14 protein-coding genes are annotated in these 18,571 nt (G+C 71.1%); 11 read left to right on the forward strand and 3 right to left on the reverse strand.

What is annotated here, in order from left to right; genetic code table 11:
* Positions 1-37: 37 nt before the first annotated feature.
* Positions 38-1,153 carry a hypothetical protein gene (locus ACWCRJ_RS34945; RefSeq protein WP_450943044.1) on the reverse strand — a complete coding sequence of 372 codons (1,116 nt, stop codon included), beginning with the start codon at positions 1,151-1,153 and terminating at the stop codon, positions 38-40.
* Positions 1,154-1,496: 343 nt separating this feature from the next.
* Between ACWCRJ_RS34945 and uvrA the strand changes: the two genes are divergently transcribed.
* Positions 1,497-3,965 carry an excinuclease ABC subunit UvrA gene (gene uvrA, locus ACWCRJ_RS34950; RefSeq protein WP_450943045.1) on the forward strand — a complete coding sequence of 823 codons (2,469 nt, stop codon included), beginning with the start codon at positions 1,497-1,499 and terminating at the stop codon, positions 3,963-3,965.
* Positions 3,966-4,354: 389 nt separating this feature from the next.
* Here the strand turns inward: uvrA and ACWCRJ_RS34955 are convergent, their stop codons facing one another.
* On the reverse strand, positions 4,355-6,139 hold the full coding sequence (locus tag ACWCRJ_RS34955; protein WP_450943046.1) for a PucR family transcriptional regulator: 1,785 nt from the start codon (positions 6,137-6,139) through the stop codon (positions 4,355-4,357).
* 291 nt (positions 6,140-6,430) lie between these two features.
* Here ACWCRJ_RS34955 and dnaK point away from each other — a divergent pair, with 291 nt between their 5' ends.
* From dnaK to ACWCRJ_RS35005, 10 genes are all read left to right on the forward strand, one after another.
* On the forward strand, positions 6,431-8,332 hold the full coding sequence (gene dnaK, locus ACWCRJ_RS34960; protein WP_450943047.1) for a molecular chaperone DnaK: 1,902 nt from the start codon (positions 6,431-6,433) through the stop codon (positions 8,330-8,332).
* A gap of 8 nt (positions 8,333-8,340) precedes the next feature.
* The gene (locus ACWCRJ_RS34965; RefSeq protein WP_450943048.1) at positions 8,341-8,946 is read left to right on the forward strand and encodes a nucleotide exchange factor GrpE; all 606 of its coding nucleotides are present in this window, start codon (positions 8,341-8,343) and stop codon (positions 8,944-8,946) included.
* Positions 8,947-8,952: 6 nt separating this feature from the next.
* On the forward strand, positions 8,953-9,903 hold the full coding sequence (locus ACWCRJ_RS34970; RefSeq protein WP_450943049.1) for a DnaJ C-terminal domain-containing protein: 951 nt from the start codon (positions 8,953-8,955) through the stop codon (positions 9,901-9,903).
* Entirely contained in the window at positions 9,903-10,310 is a 408-nt protein-coding gene (locus ACWCRJ_RS34975) for a chaperone modulator CbpM (protein ID WP_450943050.1), read from the forward strand. Before ACWCRJ_RS34970 ends, ACWCRJ_RS34975 begins: the two co-directional genes overlap by 1 nt.
* Positions 10,301-12,940 (forward strand): ATP-dependent chaperone ClpB, encoded by a 2,640-nt coding sequence (gene clpB / locus ACWCRJ_RS34980; protein ID WP_450943051.1) that lies wholly within the window; start codon positions 10,301-10,303, stop codon positions 12,938-12,940. Before ACWCRJ_RS34975 ends, clpB begins: the two co-directional genes overlap by 10 nt.
* Positions 12,937-13,383, forward strand: coding sequence for a thioredoxin (gene trxA, locus ACWCRJ_RS34985; RefSeq protein WP_450943052.1), 447 nt, complete (start codon positions 12,937-12,939; stop codon positions 13,381-13,383). The genes clpB and trxA overlap by 4 nt, the downstream gene beginning before the upstream one ends.
* A gap of 5 nt (positions 13,384-13,388) precedes the next feature.
* Positions 13,389-13,652, forward strand: coding sequence for a UBP-type zinc finger domain-containing protein (locus ACWCRJ_RS34990; RefSeq protein ID WP_142267243.1), 264 nt, complete (start codon positions 13,389-13,391; stop codon positions 13,650-13,652).
* Positions 13,652-15,460, forward strand: a complete 1,809-nt coding sequence (locus ACWCRJ_RS34995; protein WP_450943053.1) for an FAD-dependent oxidoreductase — start codon at positions 13,652-13,654, stop codon at positions 15,458-15,460. The genes ACWCRJ_RS34990 and ACWCRJ_RS34995 overlap by 1 nt, the downstream gene beginning before the upstream one ends.
* A gap of 182 nt (positions 15,461-15,642) precedes the next feature.
* Positions 15,643-16,062, forward strand: coding sequence for an aspartate 1-decarboxylase (panD, locus tag ACWCRJ_RS35000; RefSeq protein WP_450943054.1), 420 nt, complete (start codon positions 15,643-15,645; stop codon positions 16,060-16,062).
* A 49-nt stretch (positions 16,063-16,111) separates the two neighbouring features.
* The gene (locus ACWCRJ_RS35005; protein ID WP_450943055.1) at positions 16,112-16,456 is read left to right on the forward strand and encodes a GNAT family N-acetyltransferase; all 345 of its coding nucleotides are present in this window, start codon (positions 16,112-16,114) and stop codon (positions 16,454-16,456) included.
* Between the two features lie 435 nt (positions 16,457-16,891).
* Here the strand turns inward: ACWCRJ_RS35005 and gndA are convergent, their stop codons facing one another.
* Positions 16,892-18,331: an NADP-dependent phosphogluconate dehydrogenase gene (gndA, locus tag ACWCRJ_RS35010; protein WP_450943056.1), complete on the reverse strand. Its 1,440-nt coding sequence runs from the start codon at positions 18,329-18,331 to the stop codon at positions 16,892-16,894.
* Positions 18,332-18,571 lie beyond the last annotated feature (240 nt).

Genomic DNA, 18,571 nt, shown 5'->3' on the forward strand with positions numbered 1-18,571 from the left:
GTACGCGGACGACCATCAACCACCAGCGCATCTCCGGCTAGTCGCCGTCGTCGACCCGGAGCATGTGGCGGCGTTCCTGTTCGCGCTTGGAGTAGGCGGCTGCCCGGATCGCCTCGTCGCTCTCCAAGCCTGATCCCAGCGCCCCGCCCACCGTCGCGACCGAAGCGACGAACCAGGACAGAATCCAGTATTCCGCGGCGTGAAGCGGGGTTCCTGTCGTGGAGGCGAACACTTGGCCGTTGAGGATGAACAGGGCCCACACCAAGTTGATGACGATCAGACCCGAGTAGCAGACGAGCACCCCGATACCCACGGTCATGATCGTCGAGGCGTTGTAGAGCCTCGCCCTCTGCCTCGCCTCGGGCGAGTGCTCTGCCGTTCGATGCCACAGCTGCGCGTCCACGATCAGCCAACCGATCATGAGCACGACCGACCCGACCGTGGCGATCACGAGGCGCGGCGCGCTCAGGGACTCGGCCAGGTTCCAGATGGTGGAGTTCACGGTGGCGACCGCTCCCGTGGCGAGTGCGGCCGCCAGGGCTTTCGACAGGCCCGGCACCAGGCGCCACGGCCGGTTGGCGCGGACCATACCGACGAGCACCCTCAGGTAACCGCGCGGTCCACTGACGATGTACCGCAGATCGGCGGTCTCCCCCTCACCGACCTGGCCCGGGTGAATGGGCGCGAATCGACTGACGAAGGGAGCCGGCAGCGGCTGAGTCCGCGGAGGTCCCTCCGTCCCGCCGGCCCGCCGGGCCGCCAGACTGAGCACGGTTTCCTCCACGGCCCGCCGGGCCCTCGTCTGCAGCCGCAAGCCCCCCAGCGTGGGAAGGGACAGCAGTGCCAACCCGTGTTCGTGACTCAGATCCACCACGAGCCTGAGCCCGTGCGAGTGCAGCGGAAGGTCGGTGAGGGCCACGACGATGTCCCAACGCTCCGCTCTTCCGCGGTCCATGATCCGGCGCATCAAGGTGGGCAGGTCCTCGGTCCCCGTGGTGAAGGGCTCACTGATCACCTCGACGTCGAACCGTCGCCCCTGGCCAGACTTGTCGGCGAGCCGAGCAGGAAGTATCCGGGCCATGCGCTGTGCGACCTCCGTGGGCGCGTCCGGATCCGCCAGGAGAGCCACGACCGTAACGCCCTGAGACGACATCCGCATGCCTCCTTCTCGTCGGCTGCCCCCGCGCTCGCCCGTGCCCACAGGATGCCCCCGAGGTATCGCCGACGCCGCGTGACACGCTGGCCCCTCCCAGCAGGCGCAGGCGGTACGGCCGGTTCTCCTCGTCCATACCCGTGCAGGCCTGCTTGACGAGAACCTCCGGAAGGGTGGTCTCCAGCAGCAACGCCACCCTGTCGGCGTCCGCCGACAGCGGAGTGCGCGCCACCCAGGGCCGTGAATCGAAAACGGATCCGGGACACTCCCGACGCTCGTGTGAGCGGGGCCCGGTGACGGCGCCTGCCGCGCGTTTCCCGGCGCGATCAGGTAATCAGGAACGGTGAACGCGGACGCGACCGACCCCTTCGTGCATGTCCGGGGCGCCAGTGAGAACAACCTGCGGAGCATCGATGTCGACGTTCCGCGGGACGCGATGGTCGCCTTCACCGGCGTCTCCGGTTCGGGCAAGTCCTCGCTCGCGTTCGGCACGCTCTACGCGGAGGCCCAGCGGCGCTACTTCGAGTCCGTAGCACCGTACGCCCGAAGGCTGCTGCAACAGGTCGGCGCACCGCACGTACAGGAAATCACCGGACTCCCACCGGCCGTGGCCCTGCAGCAGCGACGCGGGTCGCCCAGCTCGCGCTCGACGGTCGGCACCATCACCACGCTGTCCAATCTGCTGCGCATGCTGTACTCCCGCGCCGGCACCTATCCGCCCCGGGCCGCACGGCTGGAAGCCGAGTCGTTCTCACCCAACACCGCGGCCGGCGCCTGCCCGGAGTGCCACGGACTGGGCGTCGTGCACGACGTCGCCGAGGACCTGCTCGTCCCGGATTCCTCGCTGAGCATCCGCGAGGGGGCGATCGCCGCCTGGCCGGGCGCCTGGCAGGGCGCCAACCTGCGCAGTGTCGTGAACGGCCTGGGGATCGACATCGACCGACCGTGGCGCAGGCTCAGGAAGAAGGACCGGGACTGGCTGCTGTACACGGACGAGCAGCCCTCCGTGTACATCGAGCCGGAGGAGGACCGCGTCGACTACGGCTACCAGGGCAAGTTCTGGAGCGCCCGCAAGCACGTCATGCACGTCCTCGCCGACTCCAAGAGCGAGAGGATGCGCGAACGGGCGCTCCGGTTCGTCAGGAGTGTGCCCTGCCCCGAGTGTCACGGCAGCGGACTGCGGTCCGAGGCGCTCGCCGTGACCTTCGCCGGACGTTCCATCGCCGAGATCAACGCGATGCCGCTCGCCGAGGTCGTGGTGCTGCTGCGGCCCGTCGCGGCACGGTCCGAGGCCGACGCCACCACGTCGACCGCCCGGTCCGGGGAGACGACCGAGGTCGCGGTCCGGATCTGCGGCGATCTGGTCGCGCGGGTCGACGTACTGCTCGACCTGGGCCTCGGATATCTCAGCCTCGGACGCCGCTCGACGACCCTGTCGCCCGGCGAGGCGCAGCGCCTGCGCATCGCCACCCAACTGCGCTCGGGGCTGTTCGGCGTCGTCTACGTCCTCGACGAACCCTCCGCGGGCCTGCACCCGGCTGACGCCGAACCGCTGCTGGACGTGCTGGACCGCCTCAAGGCGGCCGGCAACTCGCTGTTCGTCGTGGAGCACGACATGGACGTCGTACGGCGGGCGGACTGGGTGGTCGACATCGGCCCCGGCGCGGGCGAGGGCGGCGGACGCGTGCTGTACAGCGGCCCGGTCGCCGGTCTTGAGCGGGTCGGGGAGTCGGCCACGAGCCGGTACCTGTTCGGGCGCGCCCAGCCGCTCGATCACCGCCCGCGCACACCGCACGGCTGGCTGCACCTGCGCGGCGTCTCCCGCCACAATCTGCGCGACGTGTCCGTCGACGTACCGCTCTGCGTACTCACGGCGGTCACGGGCGTGTCCGGTTCCGGAAAGTCGACGCTGGTCACGCAGGTGCTCGCCGAGGTCGTCCGCGGCCACCTCGGAGTCGTACCCGAGGAGCCCGACGAGGCGCAGCTGGAGGTCGACGTCCAGGACGCGTCGGGGGTCGAGTCGTTCGACCGGCTGGTCCGGGTCGACCAACGGCCCATCGGCCGAACTCCGCGGTCCAACCTGGCCACGTACACGGGGATGTTCGACGCGGTGCGCAAGCTGTACGCGGCGACGGACGAGGCCGGGGCGCGCGGCTACTCGGCCGGGCGGTTCTCCTTCAACGTGCCCGAAGGGCGGTGCGAGACCTGCCAGGGTGAAGGATTCGTCGCGGTCGAACTGCTGTTCCTGCCCGGCACCTACGCGCCGTGCCCGACCTGCGAAGGCGCCCGGTACAACGCCGAAACGCTGGAAGTCACCTACCACGGCAAGAACATCGCGCAAGTGCTGGCGCTGTCCGTCGACGCCGCCGCCGAGTTCCTGTCCTCCGTCCCGGCCGCCTCCCGCAGTCTGGAGACGTTGCGCGAGGTGGGACTGGGGTACCTGCGGCTGGGCCAGCCCGCGACGGAACTCAGCGGTGGTGAGGCGCAACGCATCAAACTGGCCACCGAACTGCAACGAGCCCGCCGCGGGCACGCGCTCTACCTGCTCGACGAGCCGACGGCGGGGCTGCACCCCTCGGACATCGCGCTGCTGCTGCGACAGCTGCACCGGCTCGTCGACGCCGGCAACACGGTCGTCCTCGTCGAGCACGACCTGGACACGATCGCCACCGCCGACTGGGTCATCGACCTCGGGCCGGGCGGTGGTGACGCGGGCGGGCGGGTGGTCGCGGCGGGCCCGCCGGCCAAGGTGGCGAGGGCCCGCCGCAGCGCCACCGCGCCCTATCTCGCGGCCCGGCTCGCCCTCTCCTGACGGCGGCACGAAGGGCTGAGCACCGGTCAGCGGGGTTGGAGCGCCGCCGCGCGTCGCCATGCCGCGTTCCAGCTTGTGGCGGGTATGGCTCGCGCGGTGTCCCGTCCGTGCCACCCGGGTCGGCGTGGCTCCGGGTGCCGGGGCCACGGCACCCAGTGCCTCGACCTTCAGGAGTCGCCCCTGCGCGATCGGGGAGCAGGCCGTGACCGTCACGGGGAGGGTGGTCGGCCCGGCCGTGTCGGCGACGTCCGGATCGCTCCCGCCGGTGGTGTCCGCCCTGCGCCGCCGCCCTTCGGCCGCGACAGCTGCCGCAGCATCCGCTGACGCTGTGTGACAGGGCAGCTCGCCCGACGCTCCTGACCCGCTCGCGAACGGTTCTGGCGAGGCGATCAGCCGGGACCACCCAGCACGATCTTCCACACACGGGTCGCCACCTGGAGGTTCAGCCGGTCCTCGACGTTCGCCAGGTCGTAGCCGCTGATGTCGCGGATGCGCTGGAGCCGATAGCGCAGCGTGCTGCGGTGGATCGTGAGGGATTCCGCGGTCTCGTCGTAGTTGCCGCCGCAGTCGAAGTACCGGGACAGGGTCTCGACCATGGCGGAGTTGTGCAGGGAGTCGTAGTCGATGAGCTGCCCGAGCCACTCCTGGACGAACGTCTCCAGTTCCCGGTGACCGTTGCCGGGTCCCAGGATGCGGTAGAGGCCGAGTTCGTCGAAGAACGTCGTGCCGTAGCGCTCACGGGAGTGACGGCGCACTTCCATGGCGCGCTGCGCCTCCTGGTAGCGGCGAGGTATGTCGTCCAGGGAATCGCAAGGGGCGCTCACCCCGATCGTCCCGGACCGTGTCCCGGTCTCCTGGGCCAGCGCCTCGTACAGCGCGCGGGCGGGCGGCCTGTCGTCGGCGACCAGGACCACGTGGTCGGAACGGCGGGTCAGCAGCGAGCGCATGCCCACGGCGGAGGCCGCCCGTCCCACGGTCCGCGCGAAGGAGTCGTCCGCGGTCCGGTTCGGCCACTGCACCACGACGATGTAGTGACTGCGGTGCAGGTCGTGTCCGACTGCCTCGGACCGGGCGTAGGCGCTCGCCCCATCCGTCCCCGCCAGGAGGTCGTCGACCAGCTCGCGGTGCAGCCTCAGCTCCACTTCGGCCAGATCGCGCAGGTGCGTCAGCTGCGGGGCGAGCGACGCGGCGGCGTGTTCCAGCGCGAGCACGGTGTGCTCGTCGGCCTCGGCCCGGGCATCGACCAGGCCCAGCACGCCCAGGATCTCGCCGTGCGGGCGGACCAGGGTGATCAGCCGGCCCTTCACTCGCACCGGCCCGGCCTGACGGGCGACGGCGTGCAGCATGTCGTCCTGGCGCACGGGGTCCGGCTCGGGATAGGGGTCGGGGCGGCCCGGACCGGTCCAGGACCTCAGCCGACCGAAGCGGTCCTCGACCAGCGCGGGGAGTCCGGTGAGCCTGTGCAGTGCGCGGGTGATGGCTTCCTCGCCGCCGCCGTTCGAGGCGGCGACCTCGGCCATCAGCGCGTGAACGGCCCGCTGGTACCCCAGCTCCGCCACGACGGAGATCAGCTGCCGCTGGAGGGCCGTGCGTTCGTCCCTCAGCCGGTGCAGCTCCCACGCGTCCTCGCGTCGGCGGCGGTGTGCGAAGGCGACCGACAAGGCGGCAGTGGTGTGCCGGACGATCGTGGCGAGCAGGGACAGCTCGGCCTCGGACGGCCGGGAGCGGGACGTCACCACGAGGTAGCCGTGGAGTCCCTCATGTCCGCGTAGCCCCAGAGCCCGGCCCCAGGGCCTGCCGGGTACGGTCACGGGGCCGTCCCGCCCGACCAGATCCCGCACCCTACGGCCCACGGCCGAGGCGGACCTCTGCCCGTTCCTCGGGCTGGGGACCAGGTGGCCGCCCACGTTGAGGTATCCGGTCTCGGCGCGGTATGGCCCCGCGGCGGCTATGTGGTCCATGGCCAGTCGCAGGATCGCGCCTTCGTCCTGGGTGTCGAACAGGGCGCGGGAAAGCACCGTCAGATCGCGGAGGGCACGGTCGGCCGGGGTACGAGCGGGTGGGCGCAGCCGTGGGCGCGCGGCCGTGGGGTGCCGCCGGGCGCTGCCCCGCGGAAGGCTGCTCGCCCGGTCGGAGCGGTGGTGGTACAGGCTGTTCGTCCTACTGCCGGCCATGGGATCACTCCGTTCTCCATGAGCCTTCAGGGAGGCGAGCGGTATGTCGCGTACCCGCTCCCGGCCTGCCTACCCGAGATGCTCCGGTTCTTTCCCTCGTACTCGTGGGGCGACCGGACCCGCGCAATCCTGACTTCCCAGGCGCAGGCGTGGAGCCACCCGGTTCGTCACCCTGGGGAGTGCTCGAGATCCTCCGTGCGCACCGGTGCGAAACCGGCGGAGGCTCGACCTCTACCTGAACGAACGCGATCCGGAGAGTCGGCGCAGGCGCCGTACCGGGAGGAGTTCCCCATGGCCAAGGCAGTGGGCATCGACCTGGGCACCACCAACTCGGTGATCGCCGTGTGGGAGGGCGGTGAGCCGTCCGTCGTGCCCAACAGCGAGGGCAACCGCACGACACCGTCCGTGGTGGCCTTCACCGACACCGGGGAACGCCTGGTGGGCCAGCTGGCCCGGCGCCAGGCGATCCTCAACCCCAAAGGCACCATCTACTCGGCCAAGCGGTTCGTCGGCCGGCACTTCGACGAGATCTCCGACGAGGCCAGGGCGGTGGCGTACGACGTCGTCGAGGGCGACGGCGGGGCCGCCCGCTTCAAGGTGCGCGACAAGTTGTACGCGCCTGAGGAGATCAGCGCACAGGTGCTGCGCAAACTCGCCGACGACGCCTCCAAGCAGCTGGGGGAGCGGGTCACGGAGGCGGTCATCACGGTGCCCGCCTACTTCAACGACGCTCAGCGCACCGCAACCAAGGACGCGGGACGGATCGCCGGACTGGAGGTGCTGCGGATCATCAACGAGCCGACGGCGGCCGCCCTCGCGTACGGCATGGACAAGAAGGAGCACGAGACCGTCCTCGTCTTCGACCTGGGCGGCGGCACCTTCGACGTGAGCATCCTCGACGTCGGCGACGGCGTGGTGGAGGTGCGCTCCACCGCCGGTGACAGCCACCTGGGGGGCGACGACTTCGACCGGCGCCTGGTGGATCACCTCGCGGACGACTTCCAGAAGGAGAACGGCATCGACCTGCGCAAGGACCCGCAGGCGCTGCAACGCCTGTTCGAGGCGGCGGAGAAGGCCAAAACCGAGCTCAGTTCGGTGACGCAGACGCAGGTCAGCCTGCCGTTCGTCACCGCCGACGCCTCCGGGCCCAAGCACCTCACCGACTCGATCATGCGGTCCACGTTCGAGCAGATCACCGGCGACCTGGTGGAGCGCTGCCTGGGACCGGTGCAGCAGGCGATGGCCGACGCCAAGGTCGGTGACAGCGACATCGACGAGGTCATCCTCGTCGGCGGTTCCACCCGCATCCCCGCTGTCCAGACCCTGGTCCGCCGGCTGACCGGCGGCAAGGAACCCAACATGAGCGTCAACCCCGACGAGGTCGTGGCCCTGGGCGCCGCGATCCAGGCCGGGGTGCTCAAGGGCGAGGTCAAGGACGTCCTGCTGCTCGACGTCACACCCTTGTCGCTGGGCGTGGAGACGCGCGGCGGAGTGATGACGAAGATCATCGAGCGGAACACCACCATTCCGGTGCGCCGCAGCGAGACCTTCTCCACCGCCGAGGACAATCAGCCGGCCGTCGATGTGGTGGTCCTCCAGGGCGAGCGCGAGCGGGCCGCCGACAACCGGGTGCTGGGCCGGTTCCAGCTCACCGACATCCGGCCGGCGCCGCGGGGCGAACCACAGGTCGAGGTCATCTTCGACATCGACGCCAACGGCATCCTCAACGTCAAGGCCCGCGACCGGGACACCGGCAAGGAACAGGGCATCACCATCAGCGAGAGCTCCAACCTGGACCGCGGTGACGTCGAACGCATGGTCCAGGAGGCCGAGAGCAACCGGGGCCAGGACCAGGCACTGCGCGAGGCCGTCGACGCCCGCAACGAACTCGACGCCGTCGCGTACCAGGTCGAGAAGCGTCTCGCCGAACTGGGCGACGCGGCGCCCGCGCACGAGAAGGCACGCGCCGAGATGCTCGTGTCCGACGCCCGGGCGGCGGTCAAGGAAGAGGCGGGCGTGGAGCGCGTGCGGCCTCTGACCTCCGAACTCCAGCAGGTGCTCGCTGGGCTGACGGCTCATCAGGACGCAGGCGCCACGGGCGGCGGTCCGGGCCAGGACGCCGCCGCCGGCGGTCCCACGAGTGGTGGTGGCGATGAGGACGATGTCATCGACGCCGAGTTCGACAAGGGCTGAGGCGCGCCATGGCCACCCCCCAGGAACCCGACCGAGCCGCGTCGGATCCGGTCGCATCGGTCCCGGAGGGCGTCGGACGCCCCCCGCGCGGGGATCTGCCCCGTCCGGGCCCGCCCCGGTCCGAAGCGGCGAACGGCGAACCGGGACCCGACGCGGCCGGTCCCGCGCGTGCCGAGGACGAGTACACGACCGCGATCCGGGAACTGGAGGACCGCTGGCGGCGCGCACTCGCCGACCTCGACAACCTTCGCAAGCGTCACGCCAGGGAACTGGAGCGCGAACGGGCGGTCGAGCGGTCCCGCACGGCGGCCGCCTTCCTGCCCGTCCTCGACAACCTCGAACTCGCCCTGACCCACGCGGGCGCCGATCCGGGCGCGATCGTGGAGGGCGTCCGGGCCGTACGCGACCAGGCGGTGAACGTCCTCGAACTGCTCGGCTACCCGCGGCACGCGGAGACCGGCGTCGCCTTCGACCCGGCCCGGCACGAGGTGGTCGGCGTCGTCCAGGACCCCGACGCCCCACCGGGCACGGTCGTCCAGGTCCTGCGCCCCGGCTACGGGGACGGCGACCGGCAGCTCCGGCCCGCCGCCGTGACCGTCGCGAAGCGGGAGTGACCGGTCATGGCACGGGACTTCTACGAGGTGCTGGGCGTGTCGCGGACCGCGAGCCAGGACGAGATCCAGCAGGCCTATCGCAAACTCGCCCGCAGGCATCACCCCGACGTCAACAAGGACCCCGGGGCGGAGGCACGTTTCAAGGACCTCAACGAGGCCCACAGCGTCCTGTCCGATCCCAAGACGCGGGCCCGCTACGACCGCTTCGGCGAGGACTTCCGCAAGATCCCCGAGGACTACGACGAACAGGTCGCGGCGGGAGCGGGCGGCGGCTTCCGCGGTCGCGGGACCGCAGGCGGGGGCGGTCCTCGTGTCCGGTACGCCACCGGCTTCGGCGACGACTTCGGTGCGGAGGGCATCGACATCGAGGACCTGTTCGGCTCCATGTTCGGAGCCGGCGCCGCCCGGGGTGGCGTCCCCGGAGCGGACCAGGAGGCCGAACTGCCGCTCACCGTCGAGGAGGCGTACCGAGGCGGCCGTCGCACCGTCACGCTCGCCGGTCCCGCCGGGCAGCCGCGGCGGTACGAGGTCGACGTGCCGCCGGGCGTCACCGACGGGCAGCGCATCCGGCTGTCGGGTGAGGGCGGCCGCGGCAGTGGTGACGCCGGCGCGGGCGACCTGTACCTGCGGGTGCGCATCCAGCCCCACCCCCGGTTCCGGCTGGACGGCCGGGACGTGCACGTACGAGTCCCGGTCACCCCCTGGGAGGCGGCCCTGGGCGCGACCGTGCCGGTGCCCACCCCCGGCGGCGGCACGGCCAAGGTCACGGTGCCAGCGGGCTCGTCCAGCGGCAGGCGGCTGCGGCTGCGCGGCGAGGGCATGCCGAACCCGCGGGGCGCGAACGGCGACCTGTACGCCGAACTCCGCGTCATGGTGCCGCCGACCCTCGGCGACCGGGAGCGCGACCTGTTCGAGGAGCTCGCCGCCACTTCCTCGTACGACCCCAGGAGGATGTGATGAAGGACCGACCCGCGGGAGCGGCAGGCATCGGCCGGGCCGGCGTGAGCGCCCGTCCGGTGCGGACGGGCGCCGACCTCACCGCCTCGACGGCTGTCCGGTACGCGCTCGTGCCCGTCCCCAGGCTCTCCCTGGCCGCCGTGGCCCTTCGCTCGGGCCTCCACCCCGATCTGATCCGCCGGTTCGTCGCCCTCGGCCTGGTCGACGCCGAACGCGACGCCGCGGGGCGCCTGGTGTTCGACCCCACGGCCCCGGCGGTCCTCGCCCGCATCCAGCGGCTGCGCACCGGCCTCTGCCTCAACTACGCATCCATCGGCCTGGTGCTGGACCTGCTCGACCGCATCAGCCTGCTCGAAGCCGCCCTGCGCGGCCGTGGCACGAGGAGTGAAACACCCCCATGGACATGAACCGTCTCACCCAGAAGTCCCAGGAAGCCCTCCAGGAGGCCCAGACCGCGGCCGTCGGCATGGGGCACACCGAGGTCGACGGGGAACATCTGCTGCTCGCACTTCTCGATCAAAAGGACGGTCTGATCCCGCGGTTGCTGCAACAGGCCGGCGCCGAGCCGCAGGAACTGCGCGCCGCCGTGGGAGAGGAACTCTCCCGCCGCCCGAAGGTCACCGGCCCCGGCGCGGCACCCGGCCAGGTCTTCGTCACCCAGCGCCTCGCCCGCCTGCTCGACGCCGCCGAACGGGAGGCCAAACGCCTCAAGGACGAGTACGTGTCCGTGGAGCACCTCCTGCTCGCGCTGGCCGAGGAGAGCTCTTCGACCGCCGCCGGGCGACTGCTCAAGCAGGCCGGCATCACCGGGGACTCGTTCCTGAGCGCGCTCACCCAGGTCCGCGGCAACCAGCGCGTCACCTCCGCCAACCCCGAAGTGGCCTACGAGGCGCTGGAGAAGTACGGTCGCGACCTGGTCCTGGAGGCTCGGTCCGGGCGGCTGGACCCGGTCATCGGCCGGGACGCTGAGATCCGCCGTGTCACCCAGATCCTCAGCCGCAAGACCAAGAACAACCCCGTCCTGATCGGCGATCCCGGCGTCGGCAAGACCGCCATCGTCGAGGGCCTGGCCCAGCGCATCGTCCGCGGCGACGTTCCCGAGGGCCTGCGCGACAAGACGGTGTTCGCCCTCGACATGGGCTCCCTGGTCGCCGGCGCCAAGTACCGCGGCGAGTTCGAGGAACGCCTCAAGGCCGTGCTCAGCGAGGTCAAGGCCGCCGAGGGACGGATCCTGCTCTTCGTCGACGAGTTGCACACGGTCGTCGGCGCGGGCGCCGCCGAAGGGGCCATGGACGCGGGCAACATGCTCAAGCCGATGCTCGCCCGCGGCGAACTGCACATGATCGGCGCGACCACCCTCGACGAGTACCGCAAGCACATCGAGAAGGACGCCGCCCTCGAACGCCGCTTCCAGCAGGTCCTGGTCGAGGAGCCCAGCGTGGAGGACACCATCTCCATCCTGCGCGGACTGCGCGAACGCCTGGAGGTCTTCCACGGTGTCAAGATCCAGGACACCTCGCTGGTCGCGGCGGCGACGCTCTCCCACCGCTACATCACCGACCGTTTCCTGCCCGACAAGGCCATCGACCTCGTCGACGAGGCCTGTGCCCGGCTGCGTACCGAGATCGACTCCATGCCAGCCGAACTCGACGAGATCACCCGCCGGGTGACCCGCCTGGAGATCGAGGACGCGGCCCTGTCCAAGGAGAGCGATCCCGCCAGCAAGGCCCGCCTGGGGGAACTGCGCAGGGAACTGGCCGACCTGCGCGGCGAGGCCGACGCCAAACGCGCCCAGTGGGAGGCCGAACGGCAGGCGATCCGCCGCGTGCAGGACCTGCGCCAGGAACTGGAGCAGGTCCGCCACGAGGCGGAGGAGGCCGAACGCGCCTACGACCTCAACCGCGCCGCCGAACTCCGCTACGGCCGACTCCAGGACCTGGAGCGCCGGCTCGACGCGGAGGAGGAGCAACTGGCCGCGAAACAAGGGCAGAACCGGCTGCTGCGCGAGGTCGTCACCGAGGAGGAGATCGCCGAGATCGTCGCCGCCTGGACCGGCATCCCCGTCTCCCGCCTCCAGGAGGGCGAGCGCGAGAAACTGCTGCGCCTCGACGAGATCCTGCGCGAACGCGTCATCGGCCAGGACGAAGCCGTCAAACTCGTCACCGACGCCATCATCCGCGCCCGCTCCGGCATCCGCGACCCCCGCCGCCCCATCGGCTCGTTCATCTTCCTCGGCCCCACCGGCGTCGGGAAGACCGAACTGGCCAAGACCGTCGCCCGGACTCTGTTCGACTCCGAGGAGAACATGGTCCGCCTCGACATGAGCGAGTACCAGGAGCGGCACACCGTCAGCCGGCTCATGGGCGCACCGCCCGGATACGTCGGCTACGAGGAAGGCGGCCAGCTCACCGAGGCCGTACGCCGCAAGCCGTACTCGGTCGTGCTGTTCGACGAGATCGAGAAGGCGCACACCGACGTCTTCAACACCCTGCTGCAGATCCTCGACGACGGCCGCATCACCGACGCTCAGGGCCGCACGGTCGACTTCCGCAACACCGTGATCATCATGACGTCCAACATCGGCTCCGAGCACCTCCTCGACGGCGCCACCGCCGAGGGTGAGATCAAGCCCGACGCCCGCGCCCTGGTGGTGGGCGAGCTGCGCGGGCACTTCCGCCCGGAGTTCCTCAACCGCGTCGACGACATCGTGCTGTTCAAGCCGCTGGGTGAGCGGCAGATCGAGCGGATCGTGGAGCTGCAGTTCGACGAGCTGCGGCGGCGGCTCGCCGAACGCCGCATCACCGTCGAACTCACCCCCGCCGCCCGGGAAGTGATCGCCCACCAGGGCTACGACCCGGTGTACGGGGCCCGCCCACTGCGCCGCTACATCTCCCACGAGGTCGAGACGCTGGTCGGACGCGCCCTGCTGCGCGGCGACGTCCAGGACGGCGCGACGGTCCGCGTCGACGCCGAACACGGAGAGCTGGTGGTCACCTACGACCAGCCCGAGGACGTGAAGGGAGCGCGGGCGGCATGAGCACGATGCAGGCGACGACCGTCAGTTGCCCGAACTGCGGGCGCACCAACCGGGTGCCCGTGGCCGCGGAGGGTCGCCCCAGGTGCGGCCACTGCAAGCAGCCTCTGCCGTGGATGGTGGACGCGGGCGACGACGACTTCACCGAGGTCGCCGAGCGGGCCGACGTCCCCGTCGTGGTCGACCTGTGGGCCACCTGGTGCGGCCCGTGCCGCATGGTGAGCCCCGCGCTGGAGAAGGTCGCCACCGATCTCGCCGGCCGCATCAAACTCGTCAAGGTCGACGTCGACAAGAACCCGCGGCTGTCGCAGCGTTTCGAGGTCCAGGCGGTACCGACACTGCTCGTCCTCGACCAGGGCGAGACGGTCGCCCGGCAGGCGGGGGCGGCGCCCGCCCCCGCTCTGCGCCAGTGGGTGGAACAGTCGATCACGGCCCGGGAAGGGTGATCCGGATGACCCTGCACGCAGACCCCCACCTCGCGCTTGTCCGGCCGGTCCAGCCGCTCACCCCGGAAGGGTGTCAGGAGTGTCTGCTGCTCGGCTCCCCGTGGGTCCACCTGAGGCTCTGCCTGACCTGCGGGCACGTCGGCTGCTGTGACTCCTCGCCGAACAAGCACGCGCGCAGGCACGCGGCTGCCGACGCCCATCCGATCGTGCAGTCGTTCGAGCCCGGCGAGGACTGGCGCTGGTGCTACGTCCACGAGGCGTTCGTCTGATGTCCGGCGACCAGTCGCTGCCGGGCGAAGGACCGGTGCCGGAGGAAGCGCACGAGGCCGTCTTCCGGGAGACCCCGGACGTCTACGGCGCGTATCCGCGCCTTACGGAGGACCAGACGGCACGTCTGGCGGAGCACGGGCAACGCCGGAGCATGGCTTCGAACGACGTGCTGATCCGGGAGGGGGAGCGCTGCGAGACGTTCTTCGTCGTCCTCAGCGGTACCGTCGCCGTCGTCGAGGACTACGGCACCCCTGAAGAGCACGTCCTGCGCGTGCACGGCCCCGGTCGCTTCATCGGCGAACTCGGGCTGCTGCACGGGCAGGTGGCCTTCTACACCGCCGTCGCCAGGGAGCCGGGCGAGGTCCTCGTCGTCTCCTTGGACCGGTTGCGCCATCTGGTGTCCCAGGACTCCGCCATCGGGGACGTCGTGCTGCGCGCCTGTCTGGGCCGTCGCGCGCTGCTCGTCGGACAGGGCGCCGGCTTCCGCATCATCGGCTCGCGCTACTCGCCCGACACCAGGCGGCTGCGCGAGTTCGCCATCCGCAACCGGCTGCCGCACCGCTGGATCGACCTGGAGACCGACGAGGAGGCCGAGGACCTGCTGCGCCGCTTCGGCGTCGGCCCGCAGGAGACACCGCTCGTCATCTGGCGGGACACCACCCTGTTGCGCAACCCCAGCAGCGCGGAACTTGCCCGGCTCATCGGCCTGCCGTCACTGCCCGCCGGAAACCGTCTCGGCGACGTTCTCATCGTCGGCTCCGGGCCCGCCGGCCTCGCTGCCGCGGTGTACGCCGCCTCCGAGGGCCTGAGCACCACCGTGGTGGAGGCGATGGCCACCGGCGGCCAGGCCGGCACGTCGTCCCGCATCGAGAATCTGCTCGGCTTCCCCGCCGGCATCTCCGGTGCCGAACTCACCGAACGCGCCCTGCTCCAGGCCGACAAGTTCGGCGCCAGGATCAGCATTCCGGTGGAGGCGACCGGTCTCCGTCCCACGGACGGGGACCACTACGTGGTGGCGTTCGCCGACGGCAGCGAGATCGCCGCTCGCGCCGTCGTCCTGGCCACGGGTGCCCGCTACCGCCGGCTCCAGGTGCCCGGCATCGAACAACTGGAGGGAACGAGCGTCCACTACTCGGCGACCGTCTACGAGGCCCAGCAGTGCCTCACCGACCCGGTGGCCGTCGTCGGGGGAGGCAACTCGGCGGGCCAGGCGGTGCTGTTCCTCGCCGGGTACGCGCCGAAGGTGCACCTGCTGGTCCGAGGACCCAGCCTTGAGGCCAACATGTCCCGCTACCTGGTCGACCAGGTCGAGCAACATCCGCGGGTGGAGGTCATGCTGCACACCGAGGTCACCGAGGTCATCGGCCAGGAGGTGCTGGAGGAGCTCGACGTGGTCGACAACCGCACGGGCGGGCACCGCAGACTCGCGGTACGGGGCCTGTTCGTCTTCACCGGCGCCGAACCCCACACCGAGTGGCTCGCCGGCATGATCGCCCTCGACTCGCGCGGCTTCGTCCTCACCGGCCCGGAGGCCCAGGAAGCATGCGTCCACCCCGAGGTGTGGCGCGGGCGCTCGTGCATGACCCTGGAGACGAGCCTGCCCGGGGTCTTCGCGGTAGGGGACGCCCGGAGCGGCTCGGTGAAGCGGGTGGCCTCGGCGGCCGGTGAGGGCGCGATGGCCATCCACTTCGTGCACCGGCACCTGGGGCACTCGGCCGCACCCGGCACCACGGGCACGTCCGGTGCCGCGGGCGGCTCGGACGCCTCCGCACGCCTACGTCACAAGGAGTCCGCATGGCTCGCATGACGAATGGCGGGCGATGAGATCACGAGAATTCTCGCGCGGCATCAGAAAGGTCAGTAACGGGTCAGTGTGAGTCCTGATACACCTGGCGCCGGCTGACCGGACATACGAATCGTTGTACTCTCCGAAGACCGCCCTTGACCTGCATAAAGCAGGCAGGGAGCAGACGAATCGGGAGCTTCGCCATGTTCCGCACCATGTTCAAGTCCAAGATCCACCGCGCCACCGTCACCCAGGCCGACCTGCACTACGTAGGCTCCGTCACCATCGACGCCGACCTGCTCGACGCCGCCGATCTGCTGCCCGGTGAGCTGGTGCACATCGTCGACGTCACCAACGGCGCCCGTCTGGAGACGTACGTCATCGAGGGCGAGCGCGGCTCGGGAGTCGTCGGGATCAACGGTGCCGCGGCCCATCTCGTCCATCCCGGCGATCTGGTGATCATCATCAGTTACGCTCAGGTCACCGACGCCGAGGCCCGCGCACTGAAGCCCAGGGTCGTGCACGTGGACAGCGGGAACCGGATCGTGGCCCTCGGCTCGGACGCCGCCGAGCCGGTGCCGGGTTCGGACCAGCGGCGCAACCCGCGGGCCGTCACCGTCTGAAGGTCACGCGCGAGCGCCCGGCGTCCCCGATCCGTACGCGAGGAGTGCCATGAGCGACGTAGAGATCCGTGACGACCGGGCGGCCGGCCGCCTCGAAGCCTTCGCCGGTGACGAACTGGCCGGTCACATCCAGTACTTCGTCCTCGAAGCCCCGCGCCGCGCGCTCGTCCCGGTGCACACGATCGTCGAGCCCGCGCACGAGGGACAGGGCGTCGCGGGCTCACTGGCGAGGGAGCTGTACGGCATCGCGGCCCGTGAGGGCGTCGTCGTCGCACCGCTGTGCCCGTACGTCGTGAAGTGGGCCGAACGCCACCCCGAGGACGCCCCGGCCGCCGATCCGGAGCTGCTGCGGGCGGCGAAGGACTGGCTGATCGCCCACCCCGAGGGTTTCTGAGGGACGGGCCGGCGGGAGCGGGCACGCAGGCTCGGCCGGCCGGGTGACTGCCCGTGCGGGCGTCGGGTACCCGTGGCAGTGGTCCTAGGACCGACGTACCCCATGGCTGGAGGACCCGATGACGTACCCCGACCGGGACCCCGTACACCCGGACCCCGCCCCGGGCCCCGCCCCGGGCCCCGACCGCCCGGAACCCCTTCCGCAGCCCCCGTTCCCCGACCCCGTCCCCACCCCGGACCCCCGCCCCGTGCCGACCCCGGACCCGATCCCGCAACCCCCTGGCCCGGAGCCGGTGCCGGGGGAACCCGGGCCCGGCCCGCTGTCCTAGGCGTACGAGGACGAGAACGGCCCGGTGTGGATTCCTCCACGCCGGGCCGCGCTCACCTGCTCAGGGGGCAGGGAACCTCAGGTCCCCTCGGACCCCCCTCGGTCGTGCTACGCCTCGACCTCGGACCGGCCCTGCCCCCACAGCGTGTGGAACGAACCCTCCCGGTCCACCCGCCGGTACGTGTGCGCACCGAAGTAGTCCCGCTGCCCCTGCGTCAGCGCCGCGGGCAGCCGCTCGGCGCGCAGCGCGTCGTAGTACGCCAGCGCCGCCGCGAACCCCGGCGTCGGCACGCCCTGACGCGTGGCCGCCACCAGCACCTCGCGCCAGTCGTCCTGCGCCGCCGCGATCTCCTGGGCGAACGCCTCGTCGGAGAGCAGGCTCGGCAGGTCGGGCCGGGCGTCGTACGCGGCCCGGATGCGGTCGAGGAACGCGGCGCGGATGATGCAGCCGCCCCGCCAGATCGACGCCACCTTGCCGAGGTCGATGTTCCAGTCGTACTCGTCGCGGGCCGCGTCGATCTCGTGGAAGCCCTGGGTGTACGACACGATCTTGGAGGCGTACAGCGCCTGCTCGACCCGGTCGGCGAAGGCACCCGCCTCGGCCGCGCTCAGCGGGGTGGCCTTGGGGCCGGCCAGCGAGCGGGAGGCGTCGCGCAGCGCGGCGTGGCCCGACAGGGAGCGCGCGAAGACGGCCTCGGCGATGCCGGAGACCGGGACGCCGAGGTCCAGCGCGATCTGGACGGTCCAGCGGCCGGTGCCCTTCTGCTCCGCCTGGTCGACGACCACGTCCACGAACGGCTTGCCGGTGTCCGCGTCCACGTGGGCCAGCACCTCGGCCGTGATCTCGATCAGGTACGAGTCGAGACGGCCGGTGTTCCAGGTGCGGAAGATCTCCGCGATCTGCTCGGGGCTGTATCCGGCCACATCGCGCAGCAGCTGGTAGGCCTCGCCGATCAGCTGCATGTCGGCGTACTCGATGCCGTTGTGGACCATCTTCACGAAGTGCCCGGCGCCGTCCGGACCCACGTGCGTGACGCACGGCGCGCCGTCGGCGGCCTTCGCGGAGATCTTCTCCAGCATCGGGCCGAGGGAGTCGTAGGACTCGACCGGGCCGCCCGGCATGATGCTCGGGCCGTTGAGCGCGCCCTCCTCACCGCCGGAGATGCCCGCGCCGACGAAGTGGATGCCCTGTTCGCGCAGCGCGGCCTCACGACGGCGGGTGTCGGCGAAGTGCGCGTTGCCACCGTCGATGATCATGTCGCCGGGCTCCAGCAGCGGCGCGAACTCCTCGATCACCGCGTCCGTGGGCCCGCCCGCCTTCACCATGACCACCAGGCGCCGGGGGCGCTCCAGCGCCTGTACGAAGTCCTTGGCCGTCTCGGCCGCGATGAAGTCGCCCTCGTGCCCGTGCTCCTCGATCAGTGCGTGGGTCTTCGCCGCGGAGCGGTTGTGGACGGCGACCGTGTAGCCGTTGCGGGCGAAGTTGCGCGCGAGGTTGCTCCCCATGACCGCGAGGCCGGTGACGCCGATCTGGGCTGAAGTGCTCATACGGTTGGCTCCTATGGATCCTGATATCGGTGGTGCCGTTCCTGCACGCCAGTATTGTCCTTCCGGCCATCCTGACGTGCACCGGCCCCGTCCGCGCTGCGCGGTCTGCCGGGCTTGAGTACGCGGGAAGGGCCCTACCTGCCTCAATGGGGCGCGCAACCCGGTGGTTTGCGCGCCGTCCCTGCTCACTCGTGCGCCGGACGAGGGCACTTACGCGCCGGAGCAGGTCGCTTACCCGCC

The organism is Streptomyces sp. NPDC002324, from assembly GCF_053593335.1.